Here is a 20,556-nt window from a genome sequence, read left to right as displayed (position 1 = left end):
CCGACCCACCGACAGTTTTCATCGGCGCTCGCCGACGAAGCCGCGCCGCCAGGCGCCGGCTTCGTCAGCGACCCGCCTCGGTGGTCGCGTTCGGGAGGTGGTCGCTCCGCTGCCGGGCTGCTCAGCGGGGCGACATGGGTAATTGAGGTCACTCGGGGCCGGTTGCGCCATCGGCTCGGTCCTCGCGGTCATCTCTCAACAGCCGCAGTCGCAACAGGAGCAAATTTCGCAACACCCTTCACACCCGGCACAGCCGCAGTCCCAGCCGCAGGTGCCCACCGGTTTCCCGCTCCACGGCCCCGGAAAGGGATCGCGGCAGCAGAACTGGCACGTGCAGCACATGTAGGTCGCGACGGCGCAGCCGACGAAGAAGTTGCGCTTCTTCGGCGGGACGGCGAACTTCGGGTACCAGAGGCCACCGCCCTTGCCGTCGAGCGGCTCCGGCCCGCCGGAATCACCCGGGCCACCGGGCCCACCAGGTCCACCCGGGCCACCCGGGCCACCCGGGCCATTGGGGCCATTGGGCCCGCCCGGTCCACCAGGCCCACTCGGTCCGCCGGGCCCGCCCGGGCCGGGAGCACCCCGCGGCGGAACCGGCCCCGGCGGCGGGAAGCCCGGCCCCACGCCGGGCCGGCCCGGCTGCTGGTGCGGGTGCTGCCGCGGGGCCGGTCCCGGGCCGATCCAGCCCGGCGGCACCTGGTGCGGATGCTGCTGCGGGGTCGGCCCCGGCCCGATCCAGCCCGGCGGCGGCTGCTGCCCGTGCCCGAACGCGCGTCGCACCGCCTGCCGCAGCTCGTGCACCAGCAACGCGTGCACCAGCGCCGGCTCGGCGAACTCGGCTTCCCGCAGGGCGAGCTCGACACCCAGCACGGCGTCGTCGCACAACCGCCTTGCCTCCGCCGGCCCCGTTCCGGTCGCCAGCAAGGGGTTCCAGGCTCCGGCGGCCGCGTCCGCCGCGTGGTCCTCGACCGCGTCCAGCAGGTGCGCCACCCGCCCGAACAGGCGGCCGGCCTCGGCCAGCGGAGCCGCGTTCCCCGGCCGGCCGGCCAGCTCCGCCGTCCTCGCGAACGCCGCCGCCGTGGCCAGCTCGGCGGGCTCGGTCGCGAGCAGCGCGGAGTCGCCGAGCCGGACGGCCCGCTCCAGCTCGCCCTGCCGGTCGACGGCCTCGGTGAGCACCGCGGTGTCGAACCCGACCCGGCCGCCGGTGCGGCTGCCCTGCTCGGCCCACCGGGCCGCGACCCGGCGCGCGGCCGCCGCCACCGGGCGCCTGCCGAAGGCGCCGTCGCGGTCCTCGACGTGGTCACCGACCTTCGCCGCGGCCAGCACCAGCGACACCGCGGCGGCGAGCTGGGCGCCTTCGCCCCGCGCCACCGACGCCGCCCGCATGCCCCGCAGCGGGCACGGGCCGGCCTCCCGCCGCCGGTCCGCGCGCGGCGTCTGCGCTTCGACCAGCGCGGAGATGATCAGCCCGTCGTAGTTGGTGACGACGCGCGCCAGCTGGCCGTGCTCGTCGCGCAGCGTGAGGCAGAGCCCGCACAGGTGGGCGAGCCAGTCCGCGTGCAGGCGGCCGGACAGCCGGTGCCGGCACGGCCTGATGATCCCGAACATCCCCAGTTCCCCTCGGCTTCCGTAAAAGGTCGGCGCACCTTAGCCCGAACGTGTGGCAGGCACGGCAGGTGTGTGCGATTCGTGACAGGGTTCCGCGGCGGGCCCGGCAGGATGGGCGGCATGGCCGCACTGCACCCGCCGAAGGTCGAGATCTTCGACACCGCCGAGCGCGCGAACATCGACCCGAAGGGCATCGTCCGCGCGGTCGAAGAGTTCCGCGAGGAACCGTTCGGCCTGTACCTCGCCCGCCCCACCCCGGGCCGCGCCCAGTTCCACTACCTCGAGTCGTGGCTGCTGCCCGGGCTCGGCCTGCGGGTCACCGACTTCTGGTTCAGCCCCGGCCACGAACGCGACCAGGACTTCTACCTCGACGTCGTCCGGGTCCGCCGCGACGGCCCGCGCTGGATCGCCACCGACCTGTACGTCGACCTGGTGCTCAAGGACAAGCTGTCGCTGCGGGTGATCGACACCGACGAGTTGCTGGCAGCCGTCACCGCGGGCCTGCTCTCCGCCGAGGACGCCGAGTACGCGCTGACGACCACCTACGCAGCGGTGGAAGGACTGGCGGCGCACGGCTACGACCTCGCCGCCTGGCTGTCCACGAGGGACATCTCGCTGACCTGGCGCCGGCACCCCTAGCCTCGCGCGCGGCCGGCGCATCCTCCGAACGGTGGACCGGATCCGGACCGATCTGATGACGCGCCGGACCGGTCCGGCGCGCGATTCTCGATCCGTCGGAAACGGATCGAGAGGGGGACGGCGGCATGCCGGTCATCGAGGTCGAGCACCTCCACAAGCGGTACGGGGAGAAGGTCGCGGTCGAAGACGTGTCGTTCGACGTCGAGCGAGGGGAGATCTTCGGCATCCTGGGCCCGAACGACGCGGGCAAGACCACGACCGTCGAGTGCCTGGAGGGGCTGTTCCGATGGGAGTGACGACCGCGCCCGCACCGGCCCGGGTCCGGCCGGTCGCGCCCGTCGCCACGCGCGCGGTGGCCGTCGTGGCCGCGCTGGCGGCTATCCCGCTGCTGCTGACCGCGAACCGGTACGGCTACTTCGGCGACGAGCTCTACTTCCTGGCCGCCGGACGGCACCTGGCCTGGGGGTACGTCGACCAGCCGCCGCTGCTTCCGTTGCTGGCCAGGACGATGGACGCGCTCGGGCACTCGCCGTTCGTGCTGCGGATCCCGGCGATGCTCGCGATGGTCGCCGCCGTGGGCCTGACCGCGTTGATCGCCCGCGAACTCGGTGGCGGCGCGAAGGCGCAGACGCTGGCCGCGGCGACCTTCGCCGTGTCGACCCAGTTCCTGGCGGGCGGGCACTACCTGGCGACGTCCACAGTGGACCCGGTCCTGTGGACCCTGGTGCTGTGGCTGCTGGTCCGGTGGCTGCGCACCCGTGCCGACGGACTGCTCGTGTGGGCCGGCGTGGCGACGGCGGTCGCGCTGTACACGAAGTTCCTCATCGGCGGGTTCTGGCTCGCCGCCGGGATCGCGCTCCTCGTCTGCGGCCCGCGCGAACTGCTGCGGCGGCCCGCGCTCTGGGCCGGCGCCGCGATCGCGGTGGTCGCGCTGGTGCCGACGCTCGTCTGGCAGGCCACGCACGGCTGGCCGCAGCTGGGCATGGGGGCGGCGATTTCGCGGGAGGTCGGCGACACCTGGGGCGGGCGGCTGGTGTTCCTGCCGACGGCGCTGCTCACCGCCGGGCTCCCGGTCGGTGCCGTGCTGCTGGGGTACGGCCTGTGGCGGTTGCTGCGCGACCGGGAGCTGCGCTTCCTCGGTTGGACGACGCTGCTGCTGACCGTCGTGTTCGTGGCGGTGAACGGCCGGTTCTACTACCTCGCCGGGATGTACCCGCTGTGCTGGGCGGTGGCCGCGGTGGCACTCGAACGCCGGGAGCCGTCCCGCTGGTGGCGGTGGCTGGCGACCTGGCCGTGCTACGTGCTGGCCGCGCTGCTCGTGCTGCCGGTCGCGCTGCCCGTCTGGCCGCGGGCGTGGCTGACCGAGCACCCGTCCCTGCCGGCGCCGGTGTTCGCCTTCGCCGAGATCGGCTGGCCGGAGGCCGCCCGCTCGGTGGCCGGAGCCTTCGCCCGGCTGCCCGGGCGGGAGCACACCGCGGTGGTGACCGAGACGTACTGGGAGGCCAGTGCCCTCGACCGCTACGGCCGCGACCTCGGCCTACCGGAGCCGGCCAGCGGAAACCGCGGCTACGCGACGCTGGTCGTGCCCCCGGAAGAGGCGACCGACGTGCTGTTCGTCGGCGCCGACCCGCGGCCCCTGCTGGGGCACTTCGCCGACCTGCGGCCGATCGGGAGGGTGGACACCGGAAGCGCGAAGCCGAGCTACTTCGACGGCGTGCCGCTGTGGCTGGCGACGGGCCGGGCCGAGCCGTGGTCCGCGCTGTGGCCGAGGCTGGTGAACACCCACACGTGAGCCGCGTCTCCGGCGTTACCCCCGCGCGGCACGCAACCGTTGCCACGAAGCCATTCGGCCGTGACTGCGGTCGGATTGGTAACAAACGGCACAGCACCATCCGCGCGGTGACGCCGGAACGGGCGACGTAGGGTGCGAAAGAACCGGGCGCCGACGAGGACAGGAGCATGATGGACGCCGTAGTCACGGCACCCGACGAGGCGAAGGCCGAGCTCGCGCCGTTCGCCCGGCTGCCGGTCGCCCTGCTCGCGGTGGGGACGGCCGCGGCCCTGCTGCTCACCGCCGGCCGCTACGGCTACTTCGGCGACGAACTGTACTTCCTCGCCGCCGGCAAGCACCTGGCCTGGGGCTACGCCGACCAGCCGCCGCTCGTGCCCGCCCTCGCGTGGGCGATGGACACCCTCGCCCCTGGCTCGCTGGTGGTGTTCCGGCTGCCGGCGATCGCCGCGACCGCAGCCGGGGTCTTCGTCACCGCCTTGATCGCACGGGAGCTCGGCGGGCGGCGGAAGGCCCAGGCCCGCGCCGCGGCGGCGTACGCGATCTGCGGGCAGTTCGTCGGCAGCGGCCACTACCTGGCGACGTCGACGATCGACCCGCTGCTGTGGACGCTCGTGCTGTGGCTGCTGGTCCGCTGGGTCCGCACCCGGAACGACTCGCTGCTGGTCTGGCTCGGCGTCGTGACGGCGGTGGCGCTCAACGGCAAGCTGCTCATCGCCGCGTTCTGGGTGGTGGCCGGGCTCGCGGTGCTCGTGTTCGGCCCACGGGAGCTGGTGCGGCGCCCCAAGCTCTGGCTGGGAGCGCTGATCGCCGCCGGGTCGCTGGTGCCCACGCTCCTCTGGCAGCGCGCGAACGGCTGGCCGCAGCTCGGTATGGGTGACGCGGTCGGCGCCGAGGTCGACGCGGCGGGCGGCCGCGAGAGCTTCGTCCCGAACCTGCTCGCCGGCGCCGGCTGGATGATCGGCGCGCTCGGCGTGCTCTACGGCGTCGCCGTGCTGCTCGGGAGCAGGCAGCTGCGGCCGTACCGGTTCCTGGGGTGGACGGCGCTGGGTGTCGTCGCGGTGTTCCTCGTGGCCAACGGCCGCTACTACTACGCGGCCGGGATGTTCGGCGTGCTGTGGGCGGCGGCGGCCGTGCACTTGGAGGCCCGTGCTCCCGCGCAGTGGTGGCGATGGGTGCCGACCTGGCCGGTATTCGCGCTGTCCGCACTGTTCAGCCTGCCGTTCACGCTGCCGGTCTGGCCGGCGCACTGGCTCGTCGACCACCCGGACGCGCCGCGGCCCGCCTACGCGGCCGAGGAGATCGGCTGGCCGGACCTCGCCGACGACGTCGCCACGCTTTACCGGACGGCGCCGCCGGGAACGGCCGTCGTGACCGGCGGCTACTGGCAGGCGGGCGCGCTCGACCGGTACGGGCCCGAGCGCGGCCTGCCCGAGGCGCACAGCCCCAGCCGGGGTTTCTGGTACTTCGGGCGACCACCCGACAACACCGGCAACGTGCTCTTCGTCGGCTACGACCCGTCGAAACTCGCGAAGGACTTCCGCGACGTGAGGATCGTCGGGCAGGTCGGCAACCGGCTCGGCGTCCGCAACGCGAGCGAGCACATGCCGGTCTGGCAGCTCACCGGCCGGACCGCGAGCTGGGCCGAGATCTGGCCGAAGCTCAAGGATATGAAGGCGTGAACCTCGACATCGACTGGAGCCGGTCGCTGTGGCCGCCGCTCACGACGAAGGCGCCGGGCGGCTGGCAGCCGTGGCTGAACCGGGTCGAGCGGTTCCTCCCCGGGGTGCTGCTCGCCGTCGCGACCGCGGTCAGCCTCGGCTTCGGCGGCCACGACGGCCGCTGGTGGGCGGCCACCGGCGCCCTGGTCGCCGCGACCGCGCTCTGGCTGCTCGGCACGGTGGTCCTCGCACCGCCGCGGCTGCGCGAGCAACCGGCCTTCGCCCTGCTCACGTTCCTCGGCGTCCTCGGGCTGGGCAGCGTGCTCGAAGTCCGGGACGTCACGTTCGTGGTCTTCATGATCTTCGCGTTCCTGGCCGCCATGCGGCTGCGGCCCACCTGGCTCGCGTTCGCCGGGCTGGCGGTGACTTCGCTGCTGATCAACACCCTGGGCAACGGCGGGCCCGTCCACGCCCTGCGGGAGAACCCGGGCGTCTGGATCACGATCATCATCGTCCAGACCGCGGCCATCGGGGGCGGCGGGCTGCTGTCGGCGGCCGTCGCCCGGCAGAGCGAAGAACGCCGCCGCATGCTCGACGAGCTGGCCGCGGCCCAGGCGGAGAACGAAGGCCTGCAACGGCAGCTGCTCAGCCAAGCCCGCGAAGCCGGCGTGCTCGACGAACGACAGCGGCTCGCCCAGGAGATCCACGACACCCTGGCGCAGGGCTTCACCGGCATCATCACGCAGCTCGAGGCGGCCGAGCTGGCCAAGGACGAGCCGGCGGAGTGGCAGCGGCACCTGGCTTCCGCGACCGCGCTCGCGCGGGAGAACCTCACCGCGGCCCGGCGTTCGGTGCGTGCCCTGCACCCCGAGCCCCTGGACGTCGCGACGCTGCCCGACGCGCTCGCCGGCGTCGCGGCGCGGTGGAGCGAACGGACGAGGGTACCCACCGCGGTCACCACCACCGGCGAGCACCGGCGGCTGCACCAGGAGATCGAGGCGACGCTGCTGCGGGTCACCCAGGAAGCGCTGTCCAATGTGGACCGGCACGCTGCCGCGCACCGCGTCGCCCTGACGCTGTCGTACATGGACGGCGAGGTCACGCTCGACGTCCGTGACGACGGTGCCGGATTCACCCCCGGCCCCGGGCCCGGCCCCGGCTTCGGGCTGCCCGGAATGCGGCGCCGCGTCGAACGGCTCGCCGGTACGCTGCACGTCGAGTCCGAACCCGGCGGCGGCACCGCGATCTCGGCCGTCCTGCCCGCCGTCCCGCCTCCGCCGGAGGACCCCACAAGCGGCACCACGAACTCGGCCGTCCCACCCGCCATCCCACCTCCACCGGAGGACGCCGCGTGACGATCACCGTGCTCATCGCCGACGACCACCCGATCGTCCGCGACGGGCTGCGCGGCATCTTCACCGGCCGCGGCTTCGAGGTCGTCGGCGAGGCGGCGCACGGCGCCGAAGCCGTGGCGCTGGCCGAGCGGCTGCGCCCCGACGTCGTGCTGATGGACCTGCGGATGCCGGGCACCGGCGGCGTGGCGGCGATCACCGAGCTGGCCAGGCTGGGCAACCCGGCGCGGGTCCTGGTGCTGACGACGTACGACACGGACTCGGACGTCCTGCCGGCCATCGAGGCCGGCGCGACCGGCTACCTGCTCAAGGACGCCCCGCGCGAGGACCTCTACCGCGCCGTGGAGGCCGCCGCCCGCGGCGAAACGGTCCTCTCCCCCGCGGTCGCCAGCCGGCTGCTGGGCCGGATGCGCGGGCCGGCGCCGGAACCGTTGTCCCAGCGGGAGCTCGAGGTGCTCACCCTGGTCGCCCGCGGCTCGACGAACAAAGAAGCGGCGAAGAAGCTCTTCATCAGCGAAGCGACGGTCAAGACGCACCTGATCCACGTCTACGCGAAGCTCGGCGTGAAGGACCGCGCGGCGGCCGTCGCGGTCGCGTTCGAACGCGGGCTGCTGGGCTCCTAAGGCGTCCAGCCGGTGGCCGTCGCCCACTTCTCCGCGCGGCCGAACACGCCATTGACCCAGTGCTGCTTCTCGTCCGCGTAGGCCTCGACCGTGCCGTCGTCGGCGTGCGCCGCGGCCAGCCGCAGCTTCACGTCGCGGTAGTCGTCGCGCTCGTCCGGGTTCGCGCGCAGGAAGTCGCGGAACAGGAGCGCGAGCCGCCACGCGGGCGTCTCGACCGACCGGACGTGCAGGTTCACCGGGCGCTTCGGGTCGGCGCCGACGTGCAGGCGCTTGGGCCACGGCTCGCCGCCGTCCTGGGCGTCGTCGCACCAGTCGCCCTCCAGCCGCGGGAACCCGGCGTCGGAGAGCAGCTCCTTCAGGGTGTCCGCGTCGTCCAGGGTGGGCACCGTGAGCTGCAGGTCGAGGACGTCCTTGGCGGGCAGGCCGGGGACGGCGGTCGACCCGATGTGGTCGGCCCGGCGGGCCAGCTCCCCCGCCACGGCCCGGACCCGGGCGAGCACCCGCTCGGCCTGCGCCGGCCAGGTGAGGTCGTACCCGGCGATCACCGGCGACATCGGCGGCCGCGGCCGGCGCAGCCGGATGCTCGCCTCGAACGGCACCAGCCGGTCCGCCCACAGCGCGTCGACCTCGGCCAGCACGGCGTCCTCGGCACCACCGTTGTCCAGCCAGACGTCCGCGACGGCGCGGCGCTGCTCCGCACTGGCCTGCGCCCGGATCCGCGCCCGCGCGTCCTCTTCGGCCATTCCGCGCGCCGACACCAGCCGCCGGACCCGCACCTCGACCGGCGCGTCGACCACCACGACCAGGTGGTAGGCCGTCGCGAGGCCGTTCTCGACCAGCAGCGGGATGTCGTGGACGATCACCGCGTCCGGCTTCGCGGCGGCCATCAGCTCCCCGGTGCGGGCGCCGACCAGCGGGTGCACGATCGCGTTCAGCCGGCGCCGCGATTCGTCGTCGGCGAACGCCTTCGCGGCGAGCACCGGCCGGTCGAGCGAGCCGTCCGCGGCCAGGATCTCCCTGCCGAACTCCTCCACCAGCCGGATGAGTCCCTCGGTGCCGGGCTCGACGACCTCGCGGGCGATCCGGTCGGAGTCCACCAGCACGGCGCCGTGCTCGGCGAGCCGGTTCGCCACGGTCGACTTCCCGGCACCGATCCCACCCGTCAACCCCACACGCAACATGCCGATCACCCTAGTCAGGACACGGGGAGCCACTTCGCGGGCACAGTGCGCCATTCGCGTGACATCTTCGCTCGCCCCGTAACGTAAGTAATCGTTTTCCCGACGCCACGATCAGCGAGCCAACGGCTCGCGTCATCGAGGGAGGGGCTCTATGAGGATGACGAGGTTCAGGCGCGCGGCGGCCACCGTGCTGTGGGCGGGCGGGCTCGCCGTGGCGGTACCCGAGGTCGCGACGGCGAGCCCGGTGGTCCCCACAGCGAGCGGCGCCGCCGAGCCGTCGACACACTGCCTCTCCGGCGTCCGCCAGGTGCGGGTCGAGTGCCGGCCCACGTCCGGCCGCACGCTGTACATCGTGCGGCACACCTGGATCACCTTCATCACCGCGGGCAGCGCACCGTGCACGAAGAGCAGCTTTCTCGCGACCCCCGCCTGATCGGCGCAGCGGAGGCATACGAACGGGTGATGCGCAAGGCGATCGTGACGCGTGACTCAACCGATATGCGGACACGCCGCGTTGCTTACCCACCTTCACCGGGCCGGCTGCGTACGGTGCGCGCGACAGCGTCGCCCACACGGAGGAACGATGGCGGACAGCAAGCACGTCGGGAGGCACCGGTTCGGCACGCCGGGGCTGGTGCACTGCGTTCTTCATCGCCCGGTCGCCGACGCACTGGCGGACTACCGGCGGACCTGGCTGAGTGCGCTGCTGGTACCGGCCAAGCACAGCTTCGCCGGCCTTCGCCGCAAGGCCCGCGCCGCCGCGCTCGAGCGCATCTGGGTTCCGGCCGTCAGCAGGACCGGCCCGGCCACGGCGGTCGCGCGGGCCGCCTGACGGGCACCGCTCAGCGGCCGGTTTCGCGCGTCTCGATCACGATCTCCGACGACAGCGTGCGGTGCACCGGGCACTTGTCGGCGATCAGCATGAGCTTGGCGCGCTGATCCTCGTCGAGTTCGCCTGCGAGCTCGATCTCGCGGGTGATCCGGCTGAGCATGCCGCGCCCGGTCTCGCAGTCGGCGCAGTCCGCCGCGTGGATGCGGTCGTGCCGCAGCCGGATCGTCGCGCCGGTCAGCGGGATGCCCTTGCGGTCGGCGTACATCCGCAGCGTGATCGCGGTGCAGGAACCCAGCGACGCGAGCAGCAGCTCGTACGGGTTCGGGCCGTCGTCGGCGCCCCCGGCCGCGACCGGTTCGTCGACGAGCAGCGTGTGGGCCGACGTGGTGACCTGCTGGGTGTACGTGCCATCGCCGCTCGCGGTGACGACGACCGTGCCGGCCTCGGGGTGTTCCATCCGCGCCAGCCCTCCAGGTGTCGGTGACGTCGGGATCCGGACATCCGGCGCATTCCCAAGACGCGGCGGATATCGTATCTTCTGCTGCGGATGGGTCACCCGGACGCCGTAGTGCACGGCCGTTGCGAAGGGGGTGCACCGTGGCCACCAGGCACTTGTCGATGCGCCCCGCCGAACAGGGCAGCCGCGAGCGCTACCTCGACGCGGCGTTGTCGGTGCTGTTCGATCGCGGCGTCCCGGGGCTGACGGTGCGCGGCGTGGCCGAGGCGGCCGGCGTGTCGACGATCTCGGTGTACGCCCGCTTCGGCGGCCGCGCGGGCCTGTTCGACGCGCTGTACGAGCGCACTTTCGACTCGCTGCGGGAGATGCTGGAGGGGCTGCCGCCGGAGAGCCCGGACGCGCTCGCGGACCTGCTGGACGTGGCGCTGGAGTACCGGCGCTTCGCCCGGGAGAGCCCGACCCGCTACGCGCTGATGTTCGAGCGCCCGGTGCCGGGGTTCGATCCCGACCCGGCGCTGCGGTCGGCGGTGCTGCGGACGACGTTCACCCTGTTCATCGCCCGGGTCCAGCGGGTGTGCCCGCCGGGCGTAGACGCGCGCACGGCGGCGTACCAGCTGTGGACGGCCATGCACGGCCTGGTGGGGTCGGAACTGGTGCTGGCGTCCCGGACCCGGTTGCCGGACTGGTTCATCCCGCCGACCGAAGAGGCGAACGAGCAGATGTACCGCCAAGGGGTGACGGCCATGATGACCGGCCTGGGCCTGCGGAACCGCTGACCCGGCCGCTCAGTTCACGGGATGCCCTGAAGGAACCCTTGCACGCAAATAACCACAGCCCCCGGTCCGATGCGGACCGGGGGCTGTGGTTCAGCTCAGAGCGCTAGTGCTCACGCACCGCCGGAGAGCTTCTCGCGGAGAGCCGCGAGCTGCTCGTCGGAGGCGAGGGTGCCACCGCTGCTCTTCGTGTCGGCCGGGGCCGAACCCGAGGTGTAGCTTTCCGCGCCACCTTCGATGCCGGTCGCCGCGTCGGCCGCGGCCTCCGCGTCGGCCTCGACGGCCTTCTGGACCTGCTTCATGTGGGCCTCGTAACGAGTGTGCGCCTCGGCGTACTGGCGCTCCCACTCCTCACGCTGCTTGTCGAAGCCTTCCTGCCACTCCTGGGTGTCCGGGTCGAAGCCTTCGGGGTAGATGTAGTTGCCCTCGGCGTCGTACTCGGCGGCCATGCCGTACTGGGTCGGGTCGAACTCGGTGTCCGGGGTGACACCCTCGTTCGCCTGCTTCAGCGACAGCGAGATGCGACGGCGCTCGAGGTCGATGTCGATGACCTTGACCATGACGTCGCCGTTGACCTGGACGACCTGCTCCGGGATCTCCACGTGGCGCTCGGCCAGCTCGGAGATGTGGACCAGGCCCTCGATGCCCTCTTCGACGCGCACGAACGCACCGAACGGAACCAGCTTGGTGACCTTGCCCGGCACGATCTGACCGATCGCGTGGGTGCGGGCGAACTGGCGCCACGGGTCTTCCTGGGTCGCCTTCAGCGACAGCGAGACGCGCTCGCGGTCCATGTCGACGTCCAGGACCTCGACCGTGACCTCCTGGCCGACCTCGACGACCTCGGACGGGTGGTCGATGTGCTTCCAGGACAGCTCCGAGACGTGCACCAGGCCGTCGACGCCACCCAGGTCCACGAAGGCACCGAAGTTGACGATGGACGACACGACGCCCTTGCGGACCTGGCCCTTGGCGAGCGCGTTGAGGAACTCGCTGCGCACCTCGGACTGGGTCTGCTCGAGGTAGGCGCGGCGGGACAGGACCACGTTGTTGCGGTTCTTGTCCAGCTCGATGATCTTCGCCTCGAGCTCGCGGCCGACGTACGGCTGCAGGTCGCGCACGCGGCGCATCTCGACCAGGGAGGCGGGGAGGAAGCCGCGGAGGCCGATGTCCAGGATGAGGCCGCCCTTGACGACCTCGATGACGGTGCCCTTGACGGGCTCGTCCTTCTCCTTGAGCTCCTCGATCGTGCCCCAAGCGCGCTCGTACTGCGCGCGCTTCTTGGACAGGATCAGACGGCCTTCCTTGTCCTCCTTCTGGAGAACGAGGGCTTCGACCTCATCGCCGACGGTGACAACCTCAGCCGGGTCGACATCGTGCTTGATGGAGAGCTCGCGCGAGGGGATGACACCCTCGGTCTTGTAGCCGATGTCGAGCAGGACCTCGTCGCGGTCGACCTTGACGATGGTGCCTTCGACGATGTCGCCATCGTTGAAGTACTTGATCGTCTTGTCGATAGCCGCGAGGAAGTCTTCCTCCGACCCGATGTCGTTGATGGCGACCTGCGGGGCCGCGTTCGGGGCGGTCGGGGCGGTGGCGGTGTCGATGGTCATTAGGCGGGTTGCTCCGGTGGATGGGAATCGAGGGTTGGCAGGTGTCGGCGCAATGGGGTGTTACGGCATGCGACGACCCTGCGAGCAAACGTCCACCAGTGAACGACCGCGGCATGACCCGCAAACGGTGCGCGACCCGAGCCCGACCAGAAGCTGAGCGGAAGGCAGCGCGAACCCACTGCGCTAACACTTATCCTACGCGGCAGTCGCTAGGCGGCACAATCAGGGTCCCCCGGCGATCGCTAAGGTCCTCGCGAAGGCAAATCGCACGCTGGAGGACGCGGGTGGAGCAGGCACCGGCGGCCGGGACCGGAGACACCATCATGCCACCGAACGAGCCTGCCGCGCCGGGCCGCCACGACGCCGCCGAGCACCGGCTGGGCACCACGGCGGTCGCCTACCGCGCGGTCGGCGGGGCGGAGGCCGCGGCGGCGAACCTCGCCTGGTGGGACGCCGACGCCGACGACTACCAGGCCGAACACGGCGGCTTCCTGGGCGACGCCGACTTCGTCTGGTGCCCGGAAGGGGTCCGGGAAGCCGACGCGCGGCTGCTCGGCGACGTCCGCGGCAAGCGCGTCCTGGAGATCGGCTGCGGGCAGGCCGCGTGCTCGCGCTGGCTGGCGGCGGAGGGCGCCGACGCCGTCGCCACCGACCTGTCCGCCGGCATGCTGCGCCACGCGCGGGACGGCAACGAGCGGACCGGCCTCGCCGTGCCACTGGTGCAGGCCAACGCCGAGCAGCTGCCCCTGGCGTCCGGCAGCTTCGACGCCGCCTGCTCGGCCTTCGGCGCGATCCCGTTCGTGGCCTCGGTGGACGCCGTCTTCGCCGAGGTGCGCCGGGTGCTGCGGCCGGGGGCGCCGTGGGTGTTCTCGGTGACCCACCCGATGCGGTGGATCTTCCCGGACGACCCGGGCCCGCTGGGGCTGACCGCCACCCAGCCGTACTTCGACCGCACGCCGTACGTCGAGGTCGACGACGAGGGCACCGCGACCTACGTCGAGTACCACCACACCCTCGGCGACTACGTGCGCGCGCTGGCCGCGGCCGGGTTCACCCTCACCGACCTGGTCGAGCCGGAGTGGCCGGCGGGGCACACCCGGGTCTGGGGCCAGTGGAGCCCGCTGCGCGGCCGGCTCTTCCCGGGCACCGCGATCTTCCGCACGCGCCGGTCGTGAACCCGCTGGAAGCGCAGCAGAACGCGCGCTTCGCCGCGCTCGACCCGCTGCTCCCGCCGATCGCGGCGCCACCGTCGCCGACGAACGAGCCGCTGGTGGTGACCACCGGCGGCCGGAAGGCGGGCGGCCTGCTGACGCACGTCGCGCACGCGCCGGGGTCGTGGCCCGCGCTGTGGGGGCCGACGGAGCTCTGGGACCTGACCGCGGTGCCGGGCGACAGCGGCGCGGCGGGTCTCGCGGCGCTGCTGGGCGCGTGGCGCGACCGGATGCGCGGGCAGCGTCCCGGCCACGATTCGGGCTGCACGCTGACCTGGCCGAGCCGTGACGCCGAGGCGTCGGCGGTCCTGCTTGCGCACGGGTTCGCGCCGATGACCTGCCTGGCGGTGCGCGCCCCTGGCCCGCCCGCGGACGCCGGGACGGCGCCGGTGGCCGTCCGCCGCGCGGGGGAAGGCGACGTCGAGGCGCTCACCGAGCTACGGCTGGCGGAATGGCGCTACACGTCGCTGGTCGGCACCGCGGTGCCGCGGCCGGGGGCCCGGGCGCTGCTGCGCGCCGAGGTCGTCCGCTCGCTGCGGTTCAGCGGCCTGGTCTGGCTCGCGGAAGACGACGGCGTGCCGGCCGGCATGGCCGCCTGCGCAGTGGCTTCGCCGGCGCCGGGCGACAGCCTCCACGGCCGGCTGCACCCCGGGCGCTGGGGGTACGTCGACACGCTCTCGGTCGCGGCGGCGGCGCGCGGCGGCGGCGTGGGCCGGGCACTGATGGCGGTCGCCCATCGCGAACTGCTCCGGCACGCGGGCCACGGCACGTTCCTCTTCTACCATCCGGCGAACCCGCTTTCACCGGTGTTCTGGCACCGGCAGGGCTATCGTCCACTGTGGACCATGTGGATCCGGCGTCCCGCCTGGTCCTGACCGTTTCACCCCAGGGGGCACCATGGACATCGCCGAGCCGTTGCTCGCGGCGCACCGGGCACGCTTCGCCGCGGTCGACGCGCTGCTGCCGCCCGCCGCGCCGCCGGCCGACGGCGAGCGGCTGGACGCGGCGACCGCGGACGGCACCCAGGTCACCGGTGTCCTGCAGCGGCAGCGGTTCGCGCCCGGCGACGTCCCGATGCTGTGGTCGGCCGCCGACACCTGGCAGCTCTTCCCGTACTTCGGCGCCACCGGCACCGAAGGCGCGGACCTCTTGCTGCGCGCGCTGAAGGGCAGGCTGGAGACCGAGGAGACCGGCGACGACTCGGCGTGCGTCGTGCTCTGGCCCAGCCGGGACGCCGAGGCGATCCGCGCCTTCCTCGACCACGGCCTGGTCCCGCTCTCCGCGGTCGGCGTGCGGACCGCTCCTCCGCCCGAGGCGGATCCGGGGGTCACCGTCCGCCGTGCCGGGCCGGGCGACTACGCCGCCGCGCTGGAACTGGCCGAGGCGACATTCGACTACACCGGGCTCGTCGCCTCGCCCCGCCGGGACAACACGGCCGAGCTGCTAGGTCCCGGCCTGGGGACCGCCCTCGCCGAGGACGAGCCGGCCGTCTGGCTGGCCGAAGAGGACGGCGAAGCCCGGGCGCTCGCGCACTGCGCGTGGGTGGACGTGGCGCCGGGGAGTGAGGCGGCCGAACTGCTCCCGCCGGGACGCTGGGGTTACGTGAACAACGTCGTGACCACGCCGGGTGAGCGCGGCGGCGGCTTCGGCCGGGCGCTGATGGCCCACGTGCACCGGGAACTCCACCGGGGCGGCGCCACCCGCACGTACCTCTACTACAACCCGACCAACCCGCTGTCCTCGGTGTTCTGGCACCGCCAGGGTTACCGTCCACTGTGGACGAGCTGGGAAGTCCGCCCGGCGTCGGCCCTCCGGTGAGCCATCCACAGGTGTGACGTGCGTCCGGTGATCTTGCCGGGCTCCCGCGCGAAGACTAGCTTTTGAACTGACCGGTCAGTTCAAAGTTCGCGAAGCGGGAGAAACCGTGCAGGTCCGAGCCGATCGGGTGTCCCTCGAAGGGCACCACGGCACCTTGTTACCGCCCACCTCGCTGACTGTCGGCGAGGGCGACCTGGCGATCGTGCACGGCGAACCCGGCGTCGGCGTCACCGCGTTCGGCCTGGCGCTGGCCGGGCGGCTCAAACCGACCACCGGCACGGTCACCGCCGAAGGGGTGGACACCGCGCTCCCCGCCCTCGTCGCCGTCGTCGACGCCCCCGGCGTCAGCGACCCCGACGAGGCCCTCTCGCTGCGCGTGGTCGTCGGCGAAGAACTGGCGCTGGCCCACCGCCCGGCGGGCAAGGAAGACGTCGCCCGCTGGCTCGCCGCGCACGACGCCGCGCCCTTCGCGGGCTCGCGGTTCGAGAACCTCGCCCCCGCCCTGCGCACGCGGCTGCTCGCCGAGCTGGCCGCCGAGCGCAAAGGCGTGCGCGTGCTGGTGCTCGACACCCCCGACCGGCACACCAGCCACGTCGACAGCTGGGCGGGCCTCGCCCGCGAACTGGCCGGGCGCGGCCTCGCCGTCGTCGTCCTGACCGCGACGACGCCGCTGTCCGCGCTCCCCTTCCCGCCCGCGCTCCTCGGCTCGGCGGAGCAGCCGGAGCCGCTGCACTGTGCTCCCCCCAAAGCTCCCTCCGAAGCTCCCCCAGCAGTCCCCGAACCCACCGAAGAGCTCCTCGAGAGCACTGACGGAGTCCCCGAATGAACGCCTTCCGGATCGCGCGCAACGAGCTGCGCCGCCTGTCCACCGGCACGATGCCGAAGCTCGCGCTGGTCGCGCTCGTGCTGGTGCCGCTGCTCTACGCGTCCTTCTACCTCTACGCGAACTACGACCCGTACGGCCGGCTCAACAAGCTGCCCGCCGCGGTCGTCACCAGTGACACCGGCGCGAAGGACGCCAGTGGCCAGCAACGCAACGTCGGCCGCGAGGTGACCGACGAGCTGGTCAAGTCCGGCACCTTCCAGTGGCACGAGGTGTCCGAGCAGGAGGCACGCGACGGCGTCCGCGACGCCAAGTACTCCTTCGCGATCGGCATCCCCAGCGGCTTCTCCGCCTCGCTGCTGTCGGTGGGCAACTTCCAGCCGCAGCAGGCGACGATCACGCTGACCACCAACGACGCCAACAACTACCTGTCCGGCACCATCGCGAAGCAGGTCGCCGAGCAGGTGCGCAAGACCATCGCGGAGAAGGTCGGCAGCGAGGCCGCGGACCGGTTCCTGGTCGGCTTCTCCACGATCTACGGCAAGATCCAGGAGGCCTCGACCGGCGCCCAGCAGCTCGCCGACGGCGCTTCACGGCTCAAGTCGGGTCAGCAGCAGCTGGCCGACGGCGCCGCCAAGCTCGCCGACGGCTCGTCGACGCTGGCGACCGGCCTGGGCACCCTGAAGAGCAGCACCGCGGACCTGCCTTCGCAGACGCAGAAGCTGGCCGACGGCGCTTCGCAGGTGGCCGCCGGGGACGAGAAGGTCGCCGGCGCGGCGTCGGTGGCCGCCACGGCGTCGTCCGACATCCAGGGCAAGCTCGACGGCTACCGCGGCCAGCTCCAGACCGACCTGCGCGCCGCCGGCGTGCCGGAGGCCCAGGTCCAGGCGATCCTCGCCAAGGCCGACGAGCTGCGCTCCCCCGTCGACCAGGCGAACGGCAAGATCCAGCAGGCCAACGGCGACCTCGCGAAGCTCGCGGACGGCGCCCGCCAGGTGTCCGACGGCGCGGCCAAGCTCGCCGCCGCGTCCCCGCGGCTGGCGAACGGCATCGCGCAGGCGTCCGACGGCGCGAACCAGCTCCGGGACGGCGCTGCCCAGCTCAACGACGGCGAGAAGACCGCCGTCACCGGTACGAACCAGCTCGCGGACGGCGCGGCGAAGCTGCGTGACGGGCTCTCCGCGGGGCTCAAGCAGATCCCGAACCCGGACGACCCGACCCGCTCGGCGACGGCGAACACGATCGCGGACCCGGTGGCGGTGACCGCCAACGGCGAGGCGTCGGCGGGGACGTACGGCGCCGGCCTCGCGCCGTTCTTCATCTCGCTGGCCACCTGGATCGGCGCGTTCGTCCTGTTCCTGCTGCTGCGCCCGCTCTCGACGCGCGCGCTGACCGCGGGCGCGTCGCCGTTCCGGGTCGCGGTCGGCGGCTGGCTGTCGTCGGCCCTGCTCGGCGCGGCGCAGGTGATCGTCCTGTTCGGCGCGGTGACCTGGCTGGTCGGCATCCACATCGCGCACCCGCTCGGCGCGATCGGGTTCGCCGTGCTGGTGTCGCTGACGTTCACCGCGGTGGTGCACGCGCTCAACGCGTTCTTCGGCGCGGTCGGCAAGTTCCTCGGCCTGGTGCTGCTGGTGCTGCAGCTGGTCAGCGCGGGCGGCACGTTCCCGTGGCAGACCATCCCGGACGCGCTGTACCCGCTGCACGTGGTGCTGCCGATGGGCTACGCGATCGACGGCTTCCGCCACCTGTTCTACAGCGGGGCGACCGTGCAGATCCTCGGCGACATCGGGGTGCTGCTGGCCTACCTCGCCGGCGGGATCCTGGTGTCCACCCTGGCCGCGCGGAAACGTCGCGTCTGGACGGTTTCCGCGCTCAAGCCGGAGCTGAGCCTGTGAGCGGCGCGACCAAGCAGAAGCTCTTCGAGGCCACCCTGGAGCTCTCGAAGAGCCGGGGCCTCGTGGGGCTGACGGTCGACGACATCGCGGCCGCGGCCGGCGTCGCCAAGGGCACCGTCTACTACAACTTCGGCTCCAAGGACGGGCTGGTCGACGCGCTGCTGCGGTACGGCGTCGACATGCTCGCGGAGCGGCTGCGCTCGGCGGTGTCCGACGCGGACCCGCTGGACGTGATCGAGGCCCAGGTCGACACGACGCTCGAGTTCATCGCCCGCTACCCGGGGTTCTCGCAGATCCTGGTGAGCGAGCTGTGGCGGACGCCGGGCCAGTGGCACGGCACGCTTTCCCTGCTGCGCGAGGAGATCATCTCGATCGTGAAGCACCAGCTTTCGCGCCTGGACGACGCGGGACGGCTGCCGGCCGGGGTGGAGATCCCGACCGCGGCCGCCGGGCTGTTCGGCACGATGCTCGTCGTGGCGCTGGACTGGCAGGTGTTCGGCCCGCAGCGCTCCCGGGCCGAAGTCCGGGACGCGGTGATGGTCCTGATCCGCGGCCTCGGCAGCCGCTAGTTTCCGCGCCGTAACGCCGTGAATGTCGCATTGAGGGACTCTGAGTCCCTCAATGCGACATTCACGGATTTACGAACGGGAGACCGCGCGGGTCAGGCGCGGTCCTCGATGCGGGCCCGGACCGCGGCCGCGTAGGTGTCGACCGCCGTGGCCGCCGCCGTCAGCTCGCAGGGGCCGTCGATGAGGAGCCGCTTCGCCGGGGCGTAGGCCTGTTCCAGCTCGGGGTCGCCGGCCAGGCCGTGTTCGCGGGCCAGTTCGTGGTCGCCGGCCAGGCGGGCGCGCAGTTCCTCGCGGCGGGCGACCAGGCCGTCGAGCACCGCCCGCTGGCGGCGGCCGTCCTCGACCGCCGGGGCGACCGCGTGCTCGTGGCTGTCGATGTGCCGCTCGACCCACTCCGCGTCGCCGTCGACCTCGGCCGAGCGGAGCTGCTTGAGCGCGCCGCGCAGGCGGTGGGCCCGCGCCGGCAGCATCGCGACGCCGGTGAACCGCGTCGCCACACGCAGCTGGTAGGCCTCGATCTCGGCGAGCTCCTCCACGGACTGGGTGAGCACGTCGAGGCGGCCGGCCAGGTCCTCCGGGGCCGGGCGGGCCCCGACGGTGCTGGCGCGCACGGCCGCGACTCCGGGTGAGGACTTCTCCCGGAAACCCAGCAGCAGGCGGATGCCGAGCTCGGCCGCGCGGCCGGCGAGCGGGGCCAGCACCTCGCCGACGAGCCGGTCGGGTTCGGCGGAGTCGTCGATCGCGTCCACGACGAGGGTGCGGCCGGCGACGCCGGTGGTGAGCCGGTCGGCGATCCGGTGCCGGACGGCGTCGGCCGTGCGGCCGGTGGCGTCGACGGCGAGGTCGACGCTGCCCGTCGGCGGCATCGGGCCGAGCGCGGGCGGCAGGCCGGCCACGCCGAGGGAGCGTTCGCGGTCGGCGAGGACGATCCCGAACCGCAGCGCCGCGGCGACGGGCGAGCCGGCCTGGCCGGTGTCGACGACCCAGACGGTGCCGGGCTCGGCCTTGGCGAACCAGTCGACGACGCGCTGCACGAAGGCGACGTCGACGGCTTCGCCGACGGGACGGGAGAAACTGGCGTCGACCGCCGGGCTGCCCGAAGCCCAGATGCTGAGCTGGGGCAGGTGGCCGAGCATGGTCTCGACGGGAACCATCCAGGTGCCGGTGTCCTTGCCGACGACCATGCCGACGACGTGGCCGGTCGCCTCGTCGAGCACGGCCGTCCCGCCGAAGCCGGGGCCGATCGATTCGGCTTCGGCGGTGCGGAAGAGGCGGACCCACTCGCCGCCGGGGCCACCGGGGTGTTCGGGGCCGCCGAGCCGGGCGTGGGTCCAGCGGCCGACCGAGCCGGGCGGGAAACCGAAGGCGCGGACGAGCTGGTGTTCACCGAGGGGCATGCGGTGCAGCGGGGCGCGGAAAACGCGAGATTCGGGGCGTTCCAGGCGCAGCAGGGCGAGATCGCCGCGGCCACCGCCGTCGGAGGGCACCCAGCAGCCTTCGACGACGGTCGCGGCGCCGGGCAGCGCCTCGGCCAGCCCGACGAAGTCGACGCTCAACGCGGACCGTGGCCCCCCGGCGGTCTCGACGACGTGCGCGCTCGTGAGCACGTGGTACTCGTCGAGTACCGTCCCCGCCCCGCACACCCGGCCGAGTTCGTCGTGCAGCCGGACTCGCCAGCGTCGTCGCTCACGCTCGAACCCCATTCGGCGGAC

19 protein-coding genes and 1 pseudogene are annotated in these 20,556 nt (G+C 73.0%); 15 read left to right on the top strand and 5 right to left on the bottom strand.

The window, feature by feature from the left end; all coding sequences use genetic code 11:
- Positions 1-195: 195 nt before the first annotated feature.
- Entirely contained in the window at positions 196-1,608 is a 1,413-nt protein-coding gene (locus AB0M82_RS10745) for a DUF5685 family protein (RefSeq protein ID WP_364719728.1), read from the bottom strand.
- Between the two features lie 120 nt (positions 1,609-1,728).
- Here AB0M82_RS10745 and AB0M82_RS10740 point away from each other — a divergent pair, with 120 nt between their 5' ends.
- The 6 genes and pseudogenes from AB0M82_RS10740 (at position 1,729) to AB0M82_RS10715 (ending at position 7,672) form a co-directional block, all read left to right on the top strand.
- Entirely contained in the window at positions 1,729-2,247 is a 519-nt protein-coding gene (locus AB0M82_RS10740) for a DUF402 domain-containing protein (protein ID WP_364719726.1), read from the top strand.
- A gap of 125 nt (positions 2,248-2,372) precedes the next feature.
- A pseudogene (locus AB0M82_RS10735) lies at positions 2,373-2,528 on the top strand (ATP-binding cassette domain-containing protein); the annotation flags it as partial.
- A gap of 5 nt (positions 2,529-2,533) precedes the next feature.
- Positions 2,534-4,039 (top strand): glycosyltransferase family 39 protein, encoded by a 1,506-nt coding sequence (locus tag AB0M82_RS10730; protein WP_364719724.1) that lies wholly within the window; start codon positions 2,534-2,536, stop codon positions 4,037-4,039.
- A gap of 170 nt (positions 4,040-4,209) precedes the next feature.
- Positions 4,210-5,718, top strand: coding sequence for a glycosyltransferase family 39 protein (locus tag AB0M82_RS10725; RefSeq protein ID WP_364719950.1), 1,509 nt, complete (start codon positions 4,210-4,212; stop codon positions 5,716-5,718).
- On the top strand, positions 5,715-7,052 hold the full coding sequence (locus AB0M82_RS10720) for a sensor histidine kinase (protein WP_364719721.1): 1,338 nt from the start codon (positions 5,715-5,717) through the stop codon (positions 7,050-7,052). Before AB0M82_RS10725 ends, AB0M82_RS10720 begins: the two co-directional genes overlap by 4 nt.
- Positions 7,049-7,672 (top strand): response regulator transcription factor, encoded by a 624-nt coding sequence (locus AB0M82_RS10715; RefSeq protein ID WP_364719718.1) that lies wholly within the window; start codon positions 7,049-7,051, stop codon positions 7,670-7,672. Before AB0M82_RS10720 ends, AB0M82_RS10715 begins: the two co-directional genes overlap by 4 nt.
- Here AB0M82_RS10715 and coaE read toward each other — a convergent pair.
- A complete protein-coding gene (coaE, locus tag AB0M82_RS10710; protein ID WP_364719716.1) occupies positions 7,669-8,853 on the bottom strand; it encodes a dephospho-CoA kinase in 1,185 nt (394 codons plus the stop codon). The two genes, AB0M82_RS10715 and coaE, sit on opposite strands and share 4 nt — an antisense overlap.
- A gap of 157 nt (positions 8,854-9,010) precedes the next feature.
- Here coaE and AB0M82_RS10705 point away from each other — a divergent pair, with 157 nt between their 5' ends.
- Complete coding sequence (locus AB0M82_RS10705; protein ID WP_364719713.1) at positions 9,011-9,286, top strand: hypothetical protein; 276 nt, start codon at positions 9,011-9,013, stop codon at positions 9,284-9,286.
- 150 nt (positions 9,287-9,436) lie between these two features.
- Positions 9,437-9,685 (top strand): hypothetical protein, encoded by a 249-nt coding sequence (locus AB0M82_RS10700; RefSeq protein WP_364719711.1) that lies wholly within the window; start codon positions 9,437-9,439, stop codon positions 9,683-9,685.
- A 10-nt stretch (positions 9,686-9,695) separates the two neighbouring features.
- Here the strand turns inward: AB0M82_RS10700 and AB0M82_RS10695 are convergent, their stop codons facing one another.
- The gene (locus tag AB0M82_RS10695) at positions 9,696-10,142 is read right to left on the bottom strand and encodes an OsmC family protein (protein ID WP_364719709.1); all 447 of its coding nucleotides are present in this window, start codon (positions 10,140-10,142) and stop codon (positions 9,696-9,698) included.
- 161 nt (positions 10,143-10,303) lie between these two features.
- On the opposite strand from AB0M82_RS10695, the gene AB0M82_RS10690 reads away from it, so the two are divergent.
- Positions 10,304-10,918, top strand: coding sequence for a TetR/AcrR family transcriptional regulator (locus AB0M82_RS10690; protein ID WP_364719948.1), 615 nt, complete (start codon positions 10,304-10,306; stop codon positions 10,916-10,918).
- A gap of 110 nt (positions 10,919-11,028) precedes the next feature.
- On the opposite strand, the gene rpsA is transcribed toward AB0M82_RS10690, so the two are convergent.
- Positions 11,029-12,528: a 30S ribosomal protein S1 gene (gene rpsA / locus AB0M82_RS10685; protein WP_364573725.1), complete on the bottom strand. Its 1,500-nt coding sequence runs from the start codon at positions 12,526-12,528 to the stop codon at positions 11,029-11,031.
- Positions 12,529-12,851: 323 nt separating this feature from the next.
- On the opposite strand from rpsA, the gene AB0M82_RS10680 reads away from it, so the two are divergent.
- The 6 genes from AB0M82_RS10680 (at position 12,852) to AB0M82_RS10655 (ending at position 18,844) form a co-directional block, all read left to right on the top strand.
- The gene (locus tag AB0M82_RS10680; protein ID WP_364719945.1) at positions 12,852-13,703 is read left to right on the top strand and encodes a class I SAM-dependent methyltransferase; all 852 of its coding nucleotides are present in this window, start codon (positions 12,852-12,854) and stop codon (positions 13,701-13,703) included.
- Positions 13,700-14,614, top strand: coding sequence for a GNAT family N-acetyltransferase (locus AB0M82_RS10675; RefSeq protein WP_364719707.1), 915 nt, complete (start codon positions 13,700-13,702; stop codon positions 14,612-14,614). The genes AB0M82_RS10680 and AB0M82_RS10675 overlap by 4 nt, the downstream gene beginning before the upstream one ends.
- Positions 14,615-14,636: 22 nt before the next feature.
- Positions 14,637-15,557, top strand: coding sequence for a GNAT family N-acetyltransferase (locus AB0M82_RS10670; RefSeq protein ID WP_364719704.1), 921 nt, complete (start codon positions 14,637-14,639; stop codon positions 15,555-15,557).
- A 106-nt stretch (positions 15,558-15,663) separates the two neighbouring features.
- Positions 15,664-16,383: an ABC transporter ATP-binding protein gene (locus AB0M82_RS10665; protein ID WP_364719702.1), complete on the top strand. Its 720-nt coding sequence runs from the start codon at positions 15,664-15,666 to the stop codon at positions 16,381-16,383.
- Positions 16,380-18,275, top strand: coding sequence for a YhgE/Pip domain-containing protein (locus AB0M82_RS10660; RefSeq protein ID WP_364719700.1), 1,896 nt, complete (start codon positions 16,380-16,382; stop codon positions 18,273-18,275). Before AB0M82_RS10665 ends, AB0M82_RS10660 begins: the two co-directional genes overlap by 4 nt.
- Positions 18,272-18,844 carry a TetR/AcrR family transcriptional regulator gene (locus AB0M82_RS10655; RefSeq protein ID WP_364719697.1) on the top strand — a complete coding sequence of 191 codons (573 nt, stop codon included), beginning with the start codon at positions 18,272-18,274 and terminating at the stop codon, positions 18,842-18,844. The genes AB0M82_RS10660 and AB0M82_RS10655 overlap by 4 nt, the downstream gene beginning before the upstream one ends.
- Positions 18,845-18,936: 92 nt before the next feature.
- Here AB0M82_RS10655 and AB0M82_RS10650 read toward each other — a convergent pair whose 3' ends face one another.
- On the bottom strand, positions 18,937-20,547 hold the full coding sequence (locus AB0M82_RS10650) for a serine protease (RefSeq protein ID WP_364719694.1): 1,611 nt from the start codon (positions 20,545-20,547) through the stop codon (positions 18,937-18,939).
- Between the last annotated feature and the right edge of the window lie 9 nt (positions 20,548-20,556).

The sequence above is a fragment of the Amycolatopsis sp. NPDC051128 genome (assembly GCF_040682715.1).
Classification (GTDB): domain Bacteria; phylum Actinomycetota; class Actinomycetes; order Mycobacteriales; family Pseudonocardiaceae; genus Amycolatopsis.
Note: the sequence above shows the minus strand (reverse complement) of the source record. Positions and strands in the feature narration are given on the sequence as shown.

Coding starts and splice junctions, on each gene's coding strand:
- AB0M82_RS10680 (WP_364719945.1), top strand. CDS start 12,852: ATGCCACCGAACGAGCCTGCCGCGCCGGGCCGCCACGACGCCGCCGAG.
- AB0M82_RS10730 (WP_364719724.1), top strand. CDS start 2,534: ATGGGAGTGACGACCGCGCCCGCACCGGCCCGGGTCCGGCCGGTCGCG.
- coaE (WP_364719716.1), bottom strand. CDS start 8,853: ATGTTGCGTGTGGGGTTGACGGGTGGGATCGGTGCCGGGAAGTCGACC.
- AB0M82_RS10695 (WP_364719709.1), bottom strand. CDS start 10,142: ATGGAACACCCCGAGGCCGGCACGGTCGTCGTCACCGCGAGCGGCGAT.
- rpsA (WP_364573725.1), bottom strand. CDS start 12,528: ATGACCATCGACACCGCCACCGCCCCGACCGCCCCGAACGCGGCCCCG.
- AB0M82_RS10650 (WP_364719694.1), bottom strand. CDS start 20,547: ATGGGGTTCGAGCGTGAGCGACGACGCTGGCGAGTCCGGCTGCACGAC.
- AB0M82_RS10745 (WP_364719728.1), bottom strand. CDS start 1,608: ATGTTCGGGATCATCAGGCCGTGCCGGCACCGGCTGTCCGGCCGCCTG.
- AB0M82_RS10725 (WP_364719950.1), top strand. CDS start 4,210: ATGGACGCCGTAGTCACGGCACCCGACGAGGCGAAGGCCGAGCTCGCG.
- AB0M82_RS10660 (WP_364719700.1), top strand. CDS start 16,380: ATGAACGCCTTCCGGATCGCGCGCAACGAGCTGCGCCGCCTGTCCACC.
- AB0M82_RS10705 (WP_364719713.1), top strand. CDS start 9,011: ATGACGAGGTTCAGGCGCGCGGCGGCCACCGTGCTGTGGGCGGGCGGG.
- AB0M82_RS10690 (WP_364719948.1), top strand. CDS start 10,304: ATGCGCCCCGCCGAACAGGGCAGCCGCGAGCGCTACCTCGACGCGGCG.
- AB0M82_RS10670 (WP_364719704.1), top strand. CDS start 14,637: ATGGACATCGCCGAGCCGTTGCTCGCGGCGCACCGGGCACGCTTCGCC.
- AB0M82_RS10740 (WP_364719726.1), top strand. CDS start 1,729: ATGGCCGCACTGCACCCGCCGAAGGTCGAGATCTTCGACACCGCCGAG.
- AB0M82_RS10700 (WP_364719711.1), top strand. CDS start 9,437: ATGGCGGACAGCAAGCACGTCGGGAGGCACCGGTTCGGCACGCCGGGG.